Source organism: Microbacterium paraoxydans (assembly GCF_020524545.1).
GTDB classification, from domain to species: Bacteria; Actinomycetota; Actinomycetes; order Actinomycetales; family Microbacteriaceae; genus Microbacterium; species Microbacterium paraoxydans_C.
In genome coordinates this window covers 339065-352485 of record NZ_JAIVLG010000002.1, presented here as the reverse complement: position 1 = coordinate 352485, position 13421 = coordinate 339065, and the positions used below count along the sequence as shown (strand labels likewise).

At 67.8% G+C, this 13421-nt stretch carries 9 protein-coding genes; 2 read left to right on the top strand and 7 right to left on the bottom strand.

The window, feature by feature from the left end:
• Window positions 1-68 precede the first annotated feature (68 nt).
• Window positions 69-1367: an ABC transporter substrate-binding protein gene (locus tag LC041_RS06350; RefSeq protein ID WP_226532169.1), complete on the bottom strand. Its 1299-nt coding sequence runs from the start codon at window positions 1365-1367 to the stop codon at window positions 69-71.
• A gap of 229 nt (window positions 1368-1596) precedes the next feature.
• On the opposite strand from LC041_RS06350, the gene LC041_RS06345 reads away from it, so the two are divergent.
• Both LC041_RS06345 and LC041_RS06340 read left to right on the top strand, forming a co-directional pair.
• Window positions 1597-2403 carry a DeoR/GlpR family DNA-binding transcription regulator gene (locus LC041_RS06345; RefSeq protein ID WP_226532167.1) on the top strand — a complete coding sequence of 269 codons (807 nt, stop codon included), beginning with the start codon at window positions 1597-1599 and terminating at the stop codon, window positions 2401-2403.
• A gap of 68 nt (window positions 2404-2471) precedes the next feature.
• Window positions 2472-3095, top strand: a complete 624-nt coding sequence (locus tag LC041_RS06340) for a glyoxalase (protein ID WP_226532165.1) — start codon at window positions 2472-2474, stop codon at window positions 3093-3095.
• A gap of 10 nt (window positions 3096-3105) precedes the next feature.
• Here LC041_RS06340 and LC041_RS06335 read toward each other — a convergent pair whose 3' ends face one another.
• From LC041_RS06335 to LC041_RS06310, 6 genes are all read right to left on the bottom strand, one after another.
• Entirely contained in the window at window positions 3106-4380 is a 1275-nt protein-coding gene (locus LC041_RS06335; RefSeq protein WP_226532164.1) for a HipA domain-containing protein, read from the bottom strand.
• Window positions 4377-4658 carry a helix-turn-helix domain-containing protein gene (locus tag LC041_RS06330; protein WP_226532163.1) on the bottom strand — a complete coding sequence of 94 codons (282 nt, stop codon included), beginning with the start codon at window positions 4656-4658 and terminating at the stop codon, window positions 4377-4379. The genes LC041_RS06335 and LC041_RS06330 overlap by 4 nt, the downstream gene beginning before the upstream one ends.
• A 181-nt stretch (window positions 4659-4839) precedes the next feature.
• On the bottom strand, window positions 4840-9429 hold the full coding sequence (locus LC041_RS06325; RefSeq protein WP_226532161.1) for an ExeM/NucH family extracellular endonuclease: 4590 nt from the start codon (window positions 9427-9429) through the stop codon (window positions 4840-4842).
• A gap of 267 nt (window positions 9430-9696) precedes the next feature.
• Window positions 9697-10455, bottom strand: coding sequence for an SURF1 family protein (locus tag LC041_RS06320; RefSeq protein WP_226532592.1), 759 nt, complete (start codon window positions 10453-10455; stop codon window positions 9697-9699).
• Window positions 10456-10513: 58 nt separating this feature from the next.
• Window positions 10514-11629: a GuaB3 family IMP dehydrogenase-related protein gene (locus LC041_RS06315; RefSeq protein ID WP_226532591.1), complete on the bottom strand. Its 1116-nt coding sequence runs from the start codon at window positions 11627-11629 to the stop codon at window positions 10514-10516.
• A gap of 83 nt (window positions 11630-11712) precedes the next feature.
• A complete protein-coding gene (locus tag LC041_RS06310) occupies window positions 11713-13401 on the bottom strand; it encodes an ABC-F family ATP-binding cassette domain-containing protein (protein WP_226532159.1) in 1689 nt (562 codons plus the stop codon).
• Window positions 13402-13421: the final 20 nt, after the last annotated feature.

Sequence of the window (13421 nt, the reverse complement as noted above, 5' to 3'; positions counted from 1 at the left end):
TCCTTGGTTGGTCGGGTGCCGCATCGCGCCCGCGATGCGGCACCCCGTTCAGGCGGGGAGGCGGGTGCTCAGAACTCCGCTTCCCAGGAGGCCTGCGCGTTCTTGAGCGCGTCGGGGATCGACTGCTGCCCATCGAGCGCGGCCTGGAGCTGCTCCCCGAACTGGCGCATCAGATCCTCGGCGACCGGGAGCCCCGTGAACTCGTTCGCCGGGTATCCCGCCTGGTAGATGTCGAACGCCGTCTTGAAGAGCTCATCGTCGTTGACGAAGTCCGGGACCGAGGTCGAGTTCCCGGGGAAGGCCTTGGCCATCGTGGAGAGCTCGGAGTTGGTCTGCTCGCTCATCAGGAACGACACCAGTTTGAACGCCGCTTCCTTGTGCTCGGAGTTCTCCGCCACCCCGATGCCCCACGAGGCGTAGGGAATCCCGCGTTCGCCGTCGTAGCCGTCTTCGGCGGGAATCGCCGAGATCGAGAACTTCAGGTCGGGGTTCGTCTCACGGATCAGGTTGATGTGCGCGAGCGAGTCGATCATCATGCCCGCGCGACCGTTGGTGAACTCCTCCACCTTGTCCTGCTCCTTCATCGTGAAGGAGCCCGAAGCGATGACGCCGTCGTCCCACAGTCCGCCGATGTACTCGACGGCGGAGGTGACGTCGTCGTTCGTGAGGTCGGGCTGCCCGTCCTTGAGCATCGAACCCCCCGAGGCCCACACCCACGACATGACGTCGTTCTGCACGCCGTTCGGCGACTCCAGCGACAGCGGCAGCACCCAGCCCGAGACGTCGCCGCCGAGAGCCGCCACCTTCGACGCCGCGTCTGCGAACTCGGTGCGCGTGGACGGTGGTGCGCTCACGCCTGCCTGGGCGAGCAGGTCGTCGTTGGTGAACATCGGGTAGACGAAGTTGACGACCGGGATCATGTAGGTGCTGCCATCGACCTGGATCTGGCTCGCCAGCTCGCTGTCGTCGTAGTCGTACTCCTGCATGAGCGCGCTCAGGTCGGCGATGACGCCCTGGGAGGCGAAGTCGTTCACCCACGCGCCGTCGAGGCCGACGACGTCGGGCATGGTGCCGGAGGCCGCTCCCGCGAACAACTGCTCCTTGGTCGACGCGTACGGGCCGCTGACCAGCTCGACCGTGATGCCGGGGTTCTCCTCCTCGAACTGGTCGATGAGTGCTCGGAACTCGCCGTCGGGCAGCTCCGGCTCCCACCACTGCGCGAATTCGATCGTGACGTCCCCGCCATCCCCGCCGCTGTCGCCGTCCGTGCCGGGCGCGCAACCCGCCAGGGCCAGAAGGGTAACCGCCGCTGTTCCGGCGCCGACGATCTTTCGGGTCCGTCGCTGCCCGCGTCCCACTGTGCTCATCGCTTCTCCTCGTTGAGATAATGCCGCATCACGCGCTTCAATGCTTGTTCATGCGGTTTTGAGCCATGTTATGCCGTGATCTGCCGAAACGTCAAGCATCAGATTTCCTGTAATCGCCGGGATTCCGTGTCGGAGAGTCGCTCCAGGCCGAAGGACCCGTGGCCATCTATCTGCCGTTTTGTGCATGAGTCTGCCGCGTTCTTCGCGTTCCTGTGCTAAAGATGTCTGCATGGACGCATCAGCAACCGGACAGCGACGCCGACTGCCCGCCGGACGGAAGGCGGATCTCGCGACGTACGTCGAACAGACCGGCCAGGTGACGGTGAGCGATCTGGCCGAGCACTTCGCGGTCTCGATCGACACGATCCGGCGCGACCTCGATCAACTCGATCGTGAAGGCGTACTGATCCGCACCCATGGCGGGGCGGTCAGTGCTGCGAACGGACAGCTCAAGGATCGGGCCCTGGACGTGCGACTGCGCATGCAGACCGAGGAGAAGGAGCGCATCGCCCGTGTCGCCGCCGGTCTCGTCGAGGACGGCTCGGTCGTGATGCTGAATGCCGGCACCACGACCCTCGCCGTCGCCCGCGCTCTGCGCAACCACCACGACCTGACGATCGCGACGAACAATCTGCGCATCCCCGGCGAACTCTCTCCCTCAGCGTTCCGCGATCTCTACGTCTTCGGCGGAGCCGTGCGCTCGATCACCCAGGCCACGACCGGACCGGTGACCTTCACGATGACGCCCGGTGGCCCGGAGGTCGACATCCGCTGCGATCTCGCGCTCATCGCGGTCGGTGCCGTCGACGAGGCGGGCTACTCGACCTCGAACCTCGGAGATGCCGCGATGATGTCGGAGATGATCCAGCGCGCCGAGCGCACTGCGATCCTCGCCGACTCCACCAAGCTCGGACGGCGCTTCTTCGCCCAGATCGCACTGCTCGAGCGGGCGGATTACCTGATCACCGACGCTCCTCCGCCCCCGCGCATCGCTGCCGCACTCGCGCAGGCCGACGTGCAGGTGCTGACTCCCTGACGTCCACGTCCGCACATCGATCAGGATTCGAGAAGCGGCCCGCGCCGAGCCTCCGTAGCGTCTCCTGCATGAACACCACGATCGATTCCCTCACCCTGGACGTCCCGGACGTGGACGCCGCCCGTTCCTTCTACGCACAGGCATTCGGCCTCGGCGATCGCCTGCACTTCCGCACCGCGGACGCCGAGAGTTCCGGCTTCCGCGGGTACACGCTGTCGCTCGTCGTGTCGCGGCCGGCGAACGTCCATGCCCTCGTCGACGCGGCAGTCGCCGCCGGCGCCACCCTGATCAAGCCCGTCGCGAAGTCCCTCTGGGGCGTCGGCGGCACCATCCAGGCGCCGGACGGCGCGATCTGGAAGGTCGCGACGTCCGCGAAGAAGGACACCGCTCCCCCGAGCCGCACCGTCGACGAGATGATCCTCCTGCTCGGCGCGGCGGATGTGGTCGTGTCGAAGAACTTCTACACAGACCGAGGAGTCCCGGTCGCGAAGAGCTTCGGCCGCAGCTACGTGCAGTTCGATACGGGTGCGAGTCCGATCGGCCTCGGCCTGTACCGGCATGCCTCGCTCGCCAAGGATGCGGGTGTTCCGGCGGGAGGGTCGGGCTCGCATCGGCTCACGGTCAACGGTGCGCTCGGCGCCGCCGTGGACCCCGACGGGTTCGTGTGGGCTCCGGTCACGGTGACCGCCTGAGACGACGCGTTCACCACCCGTGATGGCGAGCGCGCTCCTCGACGGCCTCGACGAGCCGATCGGCGTAGGCCAGTCCGTCGTCGTCCGCCAGGAGATCGGCGCGCGCGGACGCGAAGGCGGCGGCGACCCCGCCGCGGATGCGTTCGACAGCATCCCCCGCCGTCTGCGCCTCGACTCCGAGTGTCTTGGCCGCTTTCAACCAGTGCGTCATCCCGATGCGTGCCATCACGCGTTCGCCTCCGATCGACACCGCTGAGGGCATCGGCTGATCCCCTCTGTAGAGCGCATTGCTTCCGAGATCGTAGAGCGGCGCCAACCTCATCTGCGTCCCCGCGTGGATGACGGAGTAGTTCTTGGCATGTGCATCGGTGTTCGCCGCGGCGCAGGTGAAGACGAGTGCTTCGAACAGCTCGTTCGCCGCGCGCCGCTGCTCGGACGGCGCGAACGCCCGCACAACGCGAGCGAACTTCTCCAGCCCGGGGCCGCCGTCGGATTGGTACTTGAGCGCGGGGTCGACGCTGAGCGCCTGCGCAAAATCCTCCTGGTGGAGCCGGTGGAGCCGACCGCCGGCTTGGACACGGTCATAGCGCTTCGCGACGAAGACGAAGTCGCCGCGATCCGTGACCATGAGCCCGTGGTCGGCGACCCGCAGCCCCAGACGACGCCCGGCTCTCATCGTCAGGAACTCGTTGATGTCGTGGCGGCCACCACGCGCTGCAGGCTTGAGTATGTGGGTGGTCGGCGTCGAATCCCGCGGCACACCCCATCGGCCGTCATCTGAGCGGTACAGCGCGAGTTTCGGTTGAGCTCCGGCGAGACTCCAACGGAACTCGTCGTACCTCTCGGACCAATCCCCTGCGGAGTCGACGACGGACGCGACGAGTTCGCCGAGGTCGTCGACGTAGTGCACGTCACCCGTGCGCGCCGCAGCGTCGTCGGATGCTTCCCCCGGAGGCAACAGCTGAAGTGCACCGGCCGTGTCACGTCCGATATGTCGGAGGAGACCCATCGGGTTCCGGGGACTCGTGTGGTGCGCGGCAGCGATGGCCTCCAGAGTTGCGGGGTTATCGCTCAACAGCCCTTGCAGAAATGGTCGTGCTATCCGGTTGCCGTACTCCGCACCGGCCACGAGGGGCATCGAGATCGAGAGCGGCGTCGCCAGGGGCGACAAGTCGTCGTCATACGTGAAGCTGATCGCGCCGTGCGCGTTTTGAGTGAACAAGCCGGTGCGCTGACCATCGACGAACGCGACCAGATCGCCCTGCGCAGAGGATGCGGCGTTCATCTCCCGTCCCCCTCCTCGCTCCACAACGTACTCAGATCGAACGAAGAGTCCTCCTCTGCGGGCTCCTGGACGCTCAGCTGCAGTCCGAGCGACTCCACCACGTGCAGAACGCGGCGAAGCGTCGGGTTCTCGAGGCGCCCGGTCTCCAGCTTCACCAGCCACGGCCTGTCGACGTCCGCCCGCTCAGCGAGCTCCGTCTGACTCCAGCCTTGGCGCAGACGCGCGGTTCTCAGAACGGCCCCGAGCTGTCGCGCTGAGCGGAATGGTTGACTCTCCATGACGCCTCCATAGTGTGCGTTTAAACAAACTATCGCCTCTGTGTCATAAAAGTAACACGAGGCGTCGTGTGTTTAAACGCACTTCTCGGCCTGTGGTCTGGAACACGCAACCGGGCGAAAAGCCGACGAAGGCCGTCGGGATCGCTCCCGACGGCCTTCGTGCGTGTCACCCGCTAGTGGATCAGAACCATCGGGTGAGGAGTTCCCAGAGCCAGTCGAGGATCGCACCGATGATGCCGCCGGCACGGTTGACCTTGACCGTGGCGGTCGCCTCGTCACCATCGGCCTGAGAAGCCGCGACGGTGTACTTGCCCGAGGGAGCACTCTTCGGCACCGTCACCTGCGTGCTGAACGTGCCGTCCGCGGACACCTGGACCGTTCCGACCTCGACCGGCTTGCCCTTCTTCGGGCGCAACTCGATCGTCACCGTCTCACCGGGCTCATACCCCTGGCCGGTGACCTTGAGGGACTTGCCCGCCGACACCTTGGACGACCCCAGGGCGATCGTGCCTGCGAACTCCTCCTCGCCGGCGATCGTGAACGGCACCGTCACGGTCGTTCCCGTCCCGGCGACCGAGACGGTCAGGACCTGCTCGCCGAAGACACCCGACGGAACCGTGAAGGTCAGAGCGGCACGACCGCCCTCATCCGTGGTGTCGACGATCGTCGGGTCCACCGCACCCGCCGCCAGGACGGTGTCGCCCAACGACAGCGACACCTCTCCCGGAGCCGGCTCGCCCGCGCTGAACGCCAGCGAGGAGAGCGATACCGTGACCTGGTCGCCGGCGCGGTACCCGTCGGCATCCGCCGGGCTGACCGACACGCCGACCGCGCGCTGGGCGTAGTCAGGGCTGGCGGTCTTGTTCGCGTCGAACCAGTCGACCATCGACTGCAGGTCGATCTTGCCGGTGTCGCGCTTGTCCGCGCCCTCCTTGAAGGTGGAGAAGTTGTCTCCCCCCGCAGCGAGGAACGAGTTGGCGGCGACCGTGTAGCCCGCTGCCGGATCCACCGGCGTGCCGTTGAGCGTCATCGAGGTGATCCGCGAACCCTGTGCCGCTGCGGGGTCGTACGTGTAGACCAGCCCCTTCGACACCCCGAGCTTCAGGAACGGACGTGCCGAACCCACCGGCTGCCACTGCTCCTCGAGCACGCTCTTCAGCTGCGCACCCGTCAGTGTGAGCGTCACGAGGGTGTTGGCGAACGGCTGGACGGTCGCCGCTTCTCGATAGGTGACGTTGCCGTCGGGATCGGATGCTCCGGAGGACGCGTACGTGAGGTTCGCGCGGATACCGCCCGGGTTCATGAGAGCCAGGTCGGCCCCGGTGGACGACTGCTGCACGTCGGCGACGAAGTTGCCGATGGTGGACTCTCCACCGCGGTTCTCCGAGCCGTTGGTCTGACGTGCGCGGTTGAAGTCCGCGGTGATGTCGCCGACCTTGACGGCGCCCAGCACGTCGGCCTCGGCCTTCGCCTTGTCGACGATCGTCTGGACCTCGGGCACCGCCGGGTAGAGAGGCGCGCCTCCCGCGGTCAACGGCTTGATCTCGTTGGTGATCGAGATCAGGTCCTTCGTGGTGGCGTCGACCTGGATGTTCATCAGGCCGAGGTTCTCGCCGTACTGCCCCGCGGAGACGACCGGGCGTCCGTCGATCACGTGGTTGTAGGCGAGGTGGGTGTGGGCCGACACGATGGCGTCCACGTCTTCATCGACCCCGTACACGATCTCGCCGAGCGGCGAATCCGGCGTGATGCTCGACAGCTCGACGCTGGAAGCGCCCTCATGCACGAGCAGGATGATGACATCCGCCTCACCGTTGGACTCGTCGCCGTCACGCAGGTCGTCGGCCACCGCGTTCACGGAATCGGCGATGCTCCGGACTTCGAGGTCCGCGATGCCCTCCGGCGAGACGAGCGAGTCGAGGTCTTCAGTGACGGCTCCGATGAAGCCGACCTTCACACCGTCGAGTTCCTTGACCCATGCGGGGGCAAGGGCCGGCTCGCCGGTCTCGGTGACGAACACGTTCGACGCGATGTACTCCCAGTCCGCGCGGTCCTGCACGCGGTCGCGCAGGTCCTCCCAGCCCTGGTCGAACTCGTGGTTGCCCGCGGCGCTGACGTCGAGACCGGCCGCGTTGAGGGCGTCGATCGTCGGGTTGTCGTCGTTGATGAACGAGGTGAACGTCGAGGCGCCGATCAGGTCGCCGGCACCGGCGAAGATCGTGTTCGGGTTCTCCTCACGGAACTGCTTCACGGCACCCGCCAGCACCGCGGCTCCTGCGGCGGCGCCGTCGGCTTCGATCCGTCCGTGGAAGTCGTTGACCGTGACGACGTCGATGCTCACCGGCGGGATCTCCGCGGAGACGCCGACGATGATGGGGTCGTGGTCGCTGGAGCGATACGGCGTGCCTTCCTCGGTGGCTCCGAACGCGTAGCCGCGGTCGCTCCACTCCGGAGAGTTGATGCCCCACACGCCGGCACCCGTGATCGACGAGGCCAGCGACGGCGAAGCGATCACGTGGTCGAGGGAACCGAGCTCACCGTCGAACGTGTAGGTGTACTGTCCCGATGCCGTGTCGGCAACGAGGTCGCTCCACCCCTGCGAGGTGAACACGTCGATCGGGTCTTCCTCGCTGTAGGCGTTGAAGTCACCGATCAGCAGCATGTCGCCGCTGCCGGTCGTCTCCTCGAGGTCCTCCGTGAAGGCGAGGATGGCCTGCGCCTGCTTCACCCGGTCGGCGTTGAAGAAGCCCTGGCCATCGGCCGGCTCGGCGCCGGCGCCCTGGGGCGGCGACTTCGACTTCAGGTGGTTGGCCATGACCGTGACCACACGTCCGTCGATGTCGAAGGCCTGGGCGATGGGCTCGCGGGCGTTGCCCCACACGCTCTCATCGGTCACGGTGGCGCTGTCACCCACCGTCGTGACGGCATCCTTCTTGTAGATGATGGCGTTCGTGATGTAGTCGGTGGTGGCTGCATCGTTGAGCGCCTCGGGCGTGGGCACGTAGTCCCACACCTCGGCGCCCGCGTCCTCGTTGAGGCCGGCGACCAGGTCCTCGAGCGCCGAGTCGATGGGCTTGCCCAGCTTCACGGAGTTCTCGATCTCCATGAGGGAGACGATCTCGGCATCCAGGCCGTTGATGGCCGCGACGATCTTGGACTTCTGGATCGCGAACTGGGCAGCGCTCGCCGCTCCCCGGGCGTTCGAGTCCTCGCTCTTGAGCGTCGTGAAGTAGTTGTAGACGTTGAAGGACGCGACCTGGACGTCGCCGCCCACCTCGGGCGCCGACGCGGTGCGCGGGTTCGTCGCCTCGAACCCGACCTTGAGATCGGCCGAGGAGGAGTCGTCGATCGGCACGACCGGCTGCAGACGCCAGTCGTCGAAGCCCCACTGGAGCACGTAGCCGTTGTCACCGAAGTCCACGACGTCGCCGTTGCGCACGACGGTGTCCTTCGTGAAGTACGGCTGCTCGCCGGGGTGCCCGCTGTTGGACACCTGGATGGACCAGCCGTCGTCGAGCAGGATGCGGTTCGCACGGTTCGCCGCCGCGATCGCGGCAGCCTCGTCACCGGGACGCGTGGTCTCGGTGCTCTTGACGGCGAGATCTTCACCGGCGTTCAGCCAGAGGGTTCCGTAGTTGTACAGCTGGTGGCTGGAGGCCAGGCGGTAGCTTCCCTCCGGGGCCACGTACATGTTCTCGTACTGCTCCCGATCGGCACCGCGTACGGAGTCCGGAAGCGGTGTGACGGCGGGGACGCCGACTCCCGCGGTCAGCACCGCGATGTCGCCCGCAGCGGCCGGGGTGATCTGAGTCTGTCCGAAGTACTCGCTCACCGCACCCGTGACCGAGACCAGGTCTCCGATCCCGAGTGTCGGGGACAGCGCGTTGAGGAAGACGAACACACCGTCGGACGCGCCCGGCGTGGCGTCCGTCGCGCCGCCGGAGCCCTCGGTCTGGATGACGATGCCCTTGTAGCCGCCCGTGCGGTAGTCGGCCGTGACGACGCCCTCGACCTTCACCGTCTCACCGTTCAACGGCGAGACGTCGGTCGTGCCCTGGACCTCGGCGATCGTGGCGGCGATGGGATCCTCGCCCGGATCGGTCCCGGGGTCGGTGCCACCGGAGTTCTGCGGGGTGATCGTGGCCGAGAGCGCGAAATCCGCGCTGTTGTCGTCGGTGTCGATCCCGTCCGTGCGGTTGAACGACTTGACGTCGGTGTTCCCTGCCGGCGACGTGGCCGCCTTCGTCTCGAACGTGTTCGACGTGCCGTAGCCGAGCAGATCGACCACACCGTCCACCCCCACCGTCGAACCCGGCGTGAGAGTGACGGCGGCCGTGCCTTCGACGAGGGCGAGGGTGCCGTTGGTCCCGCTCGGCGTGAGCGTGGTGACGGCATCCGGCGCGGGGAGCTCGGCACCGTTCGCGCCGTTGCTGTTGCCCTGCACCAGGTAGTAGCCGCCCGCCGGGATCTCCCCGGTGAGGGCGGCGACACCGTTGAACGCACCTGTTCCGCTGGCGGAACGGTACTGCAACGACATCCCGTCGAGGGCGATCGCGGCGGACGTCGGGTTGTACAACTCGACGAACTTGTTCTTAAAGGCCGCCCCCGCGCTGCCCCCGGAGAGGTACGCCTCGTTGATCACCACCCCCGTGCCCGTGGTGTCGGCTGCGGCGGGGACGGCGGCCAGCGAGCCGAAGCTCAGCGCGGCGACGCAGGTCACGGCGAGAGCGCCGATGCGCCCCCGACTTCTACGGTGCGAGACGGGAACCATGCGGTTCCTCTCGTCTGGGGCGGACATCATCGGTGCTGTCTCCTCGGTCGGGTTCGACACTTCTCAGGACTGTCACGGCACACAGGGGAAACTCCCAGCGCGCTCACATGGTGCGAGCATACGGAGCGGTCAGGACATCCTCAACGGAGTTTCCCGATTCGTCACCGAGCGCTCACCGGATGGCCCGAGGGACCCCTGACGAAGGTCCCTATCGCCGCCCGGGAGCGCACAATTGCGCACGGCTGCGCGCGCGGATGCGCGCGATGATCAGGTGGTTTCCCGACCGAGCGCGTCTTCGAACTCCTCGACCTCGCGCTCCCAGGCGTCTTTCGCCAGGCGGTACCAGAGGTAGAAGGCGAAACCCGCGAAGATGGCCCACTCGACCGCGTAGAAGACGTTCAGCCAGTTGACCGGCGACATCTCCTCGGGCGCGGGCGACGAGATGTCGACCAGCCCCGCAGACGCCGTGGTCGAGGCGAGATAGGGGCGGTACACGTCGAGCTGCTCGATTTCGTGCCAACGGCTGAGGAGGGCGGCGGGCGACATCCGATCCAGCTGCTCGGGAGCGGAGTGCGGAGGGACCCGGGGGCCTTCGTCCGAGATGACCCGACCGCTCACCTCGACCTCCGACCCGTCGGCGCCGGCTTCGAGTTCGCGCACGGCCGCTTCCGCGGTCTCCTCGTCCGGAGCCCACCCGATCGCGACGGCGATCGACGCGCGCTCGGCGACCCGCAGCTGTCCGGTCACCCAGTACCCCTGGACGCCATCGTTGAAACGGCTCGACACGACGATGAAGTCCTCGGGGATCCACCTCCCCGCGGTCTCGACACGCTGGCCCACGAGCGGCTCCGGGAGGTACTCGCCCGGCTCGACGACATCGGTGAGCTGCTGCACCTGCTCGGTCGCGCCGGCCGGTGGCGGATCGGTGTCGATCGCGCGCTCCAGCTGCCATTGACCGAGCCAGGCGAACACCCCCGCGACGACGAGGCAGAGCAGCAGCACCCCGATCCAGCGCCCCCGGAGCATGACCTCGCGGAGGGTCGGGGGGAAGAGAGCAGGAGTCGTCACGATCGAGCGCTGGGCCTCAGGCCTCGTACGGCGCGAGCACGACCTCGACCCGCTGGAACTCCTTGAGGTCGGAGTACCCCGTGGTCGCCATCGACTTGCGCAGCGCGCCGATGAGGTTCGCGGTGCCGTCGGCGACGGGGGCCGGGCCGTAGAGGATCTCCTCGAGCGTGCCGATTCCACCGACCTCGACGCGGCGGCCTCGCGGCAGCTTCGAGTGGTGGGCTTCGGGACCCCAGTGGAAGCCGCGACCGGGCGCATCCGTGGCCCGAGCGAGCGCGACCCCGAGCATGACCGCGTCCGCGCCCATGGCGAGCGCCTTGACGATGTCACCGGAGGTGCCGACGCCGCCATCGGCGATCACGTGGACGTAGCGGCCCCCGGACTCATCGAGGTAGTCACGGCGGGCAGCGGCGACATCCGAGACCGCGGTCGCCATCGGCGCGTGGATCCCGAGGGTGGCACGCGTCGTGGACGCCGCCCCTCCGCCGAAGCCGACGAGCACACCGGCCGCGCCGGTGCGCATGAGGTGAAGGGCCGCGGTGTAGGTCGCCGCTCCACCGACGATCACCGGGACGTCGAGATCGTAGATGAACTTCTTGAGGTTGAGGGGCTCCGCCACGCTCGAGACGTGCTCGGCGGACACGGTGGTGCCGCGGATCACGAACAGATCGACCCCCGCTGCGGCGACCGTGTCGTAGTACTCCTGCGTGCGCTGCGGCGTCAGGGAGCCGGCGACCGTGACTCCGGACTCACGGATCTCGGCGAGTCGACGGGTGATGAGCTCGGGCTTGATCGGCTCCGCGTACAGCTGCTGCATCCGGACGGTGGCCTCGCCCTGGTCGAGTCCGGCGATCTCCGCCAGCAGCGGCTCCGGGTCCTCATAGCGCGTCCACAGACCCTCGAGATCGAGGACGCCGAGGCCGCCGAGCTGTCCGAGCATGATCGCCGTCCGCGGGCTCACGACCGAGTCCATCGGCGCCCCGAGCACCGGGATGTCGAAGCCGAAGGCGTCGATCGTCCATGCGGTCGACACGTCCTCCGGATTGCGCGTGCGCCGTGATGGCACCACCGCGATGTCGTCGAACGTGTACGCGCGACGTGCGCGCTTTCCTCGGCCGAGCTCGATCTCCATGGTCACCCGTCCAGCCTACCCGGGCGCAGAGGTCTGCTCGGGCGGAAGCCCCGGCACCGCCTCGCCCGCACTCGCACCGATCGTCAGCGCGCGCGGGCGACGCGGCGCTCATCCCAGACCGGCTCATCGGACTCGTACACGTCGCCGCCCGACCCGAACACCAGGAACCGGTCGAACGACCGCGCGAACCATCGATCGTGCGTGACGGCCAGCACGGTGCCCTCGAATCGCGTCAGCGCCGACTCCAAGGCCTCGGCGGACTCCAGGTCCAGGTTGTCGGTCGGCTCGTCCAGGAGCAGCAGCGTCGCTCCGGAGAGTTCGAGCAGCAGCACCTGGAACCGCGCCTGCTGCCCGCCCGACAGCGAGTCGAAGGTCTGCTGAGCCTGCCGTACGAGTCCGTAGCGGTCGAGGGCCGAACTCGCGGCATCCCGGGGCATCCCCGCCCGGCGATCGTCACCCCGGTGCAGGATCTCCAGGAGCGTCCGCCCGACGAACTCCGGATGCGCATGCGTCTGCGCGAACAGACCGGGAACGACTCTCGCGCCGAGCGTCGCCGAACCGGTGTGCGCGACAGCGCTCAACTGCTCCCCCGTCGAGGTGACGTGACCGAGCGTGGCGTCGGGGTCGCTGCCGCCGCGCGCGAGCAGCCGCAGGAAGTGCGACTTGCCCGATCCGTTCGAGCCGAGCACGGCGACGCGGTCGCCGTACCAGATCTCCGCCTCGAACGGCCGCATGAGCCCCGTCAGCTCGAGGCGCTGAGCCACCACGGCGCGCTTGCCGGTGCGCGCACCGCGCAGGCGCATGTCGAAGTCCTGCGCGGGCGGACGCTCCTCGGGAGGGCCGGCCTCTTCGAACCTGCGAAGTCGGGTCTGCGCCGCCTGGTAGCGCGACGCGAACCCGTCGTTCGCCGATGCCTTCACCTTGAGGTTCGCGACGAGGGTGCGCAGCTTCTCGTGCTGCTCGTCCCAGCGCCGACGCAGTTCGTCGAGCCGATCCATCCGGTCGGCCCGAGCCTGCTGATAGGTCCCGAATCCGCCGCCGTGCACCCAGGCCGCGGCTCCCGCACCACCGGGCTCGAGCGTGATCAACCGATCGACGGCACGTGCCAGAAGCTCCCGGTCGTGCGACACGAGCAGCACGGTCTTCGGGGTGAGCCGCAGTTGCTCCTCCAGCCAGCGCTTCGTGGGCACGTCGAGGTAATTGTCCGGTTCGTCGAGCAGCAGCACCTCGTCGGGGCCTCGCAGCAGCGCCTCGAGTGCGAGCCGCTTCTGCTCACCCCCGGACAATGTGGTGAGGTCACGGAATCGCGCCCTCTCGAACGGTAAGCCGAGCGCCGCGATCGTGCACTGATCCCAGACCGTCTCCTGCTCATACCCTCCGGCGTCGGCGTACTCGGCGATCGCCGACGCGTATGCCATCTGCGTGTCATGCTCATCGCGGTCGATCAGTGCGTTCTCCGCCGCTTCGAGCGTCTCGGCCGCGGTGCGGATGCGCACGGGGGCGACGCGCACGAGCAGCTGGTGGACCGTCTCCCCGGCTTCGCCGTGGCCGACGAACTGGTCCATGACGCCCAGCCCGCCCTCGATCGTCACGACCCCGTCGTCGGCCGGCTGATCCCCGCGGATGATGCGCAGCAGCGTCGTCTTGCCCGCGCCGTTCGGGCCGATGAGCGCGCTGGTCGAACCCGACCCGACGCGGAACGTCACCTCGTCGAGAAGCGGCCTGCCGTCGGGGAGTGTCAATGAGACTCCGGAGACATCGATGTAGCCCACGGTGCGTGTCCGTCCTTCCG

Bases quoted from the DNA above. Each gene is read 5' to 3' on its own strand.
- LC041_RS06325 (WP_226532161.1), bottom strand. From the start codon at position 9,429: ATGGTTCCCGTCTCGCACCGTAGAAGTCGGGGGCGCATCGGCGCTCTC.
- LC041_RS06335 (WP_226532164.1), bottom strand. From the start codon at position 4,380: ATGAACGCCGCATCCTCTGCGCAGGGCGATCTGGTCGCGTTCGTCGAT.
- LC041_RS06330 (WP_226532163.1), bottom strand. From the start codon at position 4,658: ATGGAGAGTCAACCATTCCGCTCAGCGCGACAGCTCGGGGCCGTTCTG.
- LC041_RS06315 (WP_226532591.1), bottom strand. From the start codon at position 11,629: ATGGAGATCGAGCTCGGCCGAGGAAAGCGCGCACGTCGCGCGTACACG.
- LC041_RS06345 (WP_226532167.1), top strand. From the start codon at position 1,597: ATGGACGCATCAGCAACCGGACAGCGACGCCGACTGCCCGCCGGACGG.
- LC041_RS06340 (WP_226532165.1), top strand. From the start codon at position 2,472: ATGAACACCACGATCGATTCCCTCACCCTGGACGTCCCGGACGTGGAC.
- LC041_RS06350 (WP_226532169.1), bottom strand. From the start codon at position 1,367: ATGAGCACAGTGGGACGCGGGCAGCGACGGACCCGAAAGATCGTCGGC.
- LC041_RS06320 (WP_226532592.1), bottom strand. From the start codon at position 10,455: ATGCTCCGGGGGCGCTGGATCGGGGTGCTGCTGCTCTGCCTCGTCGTC.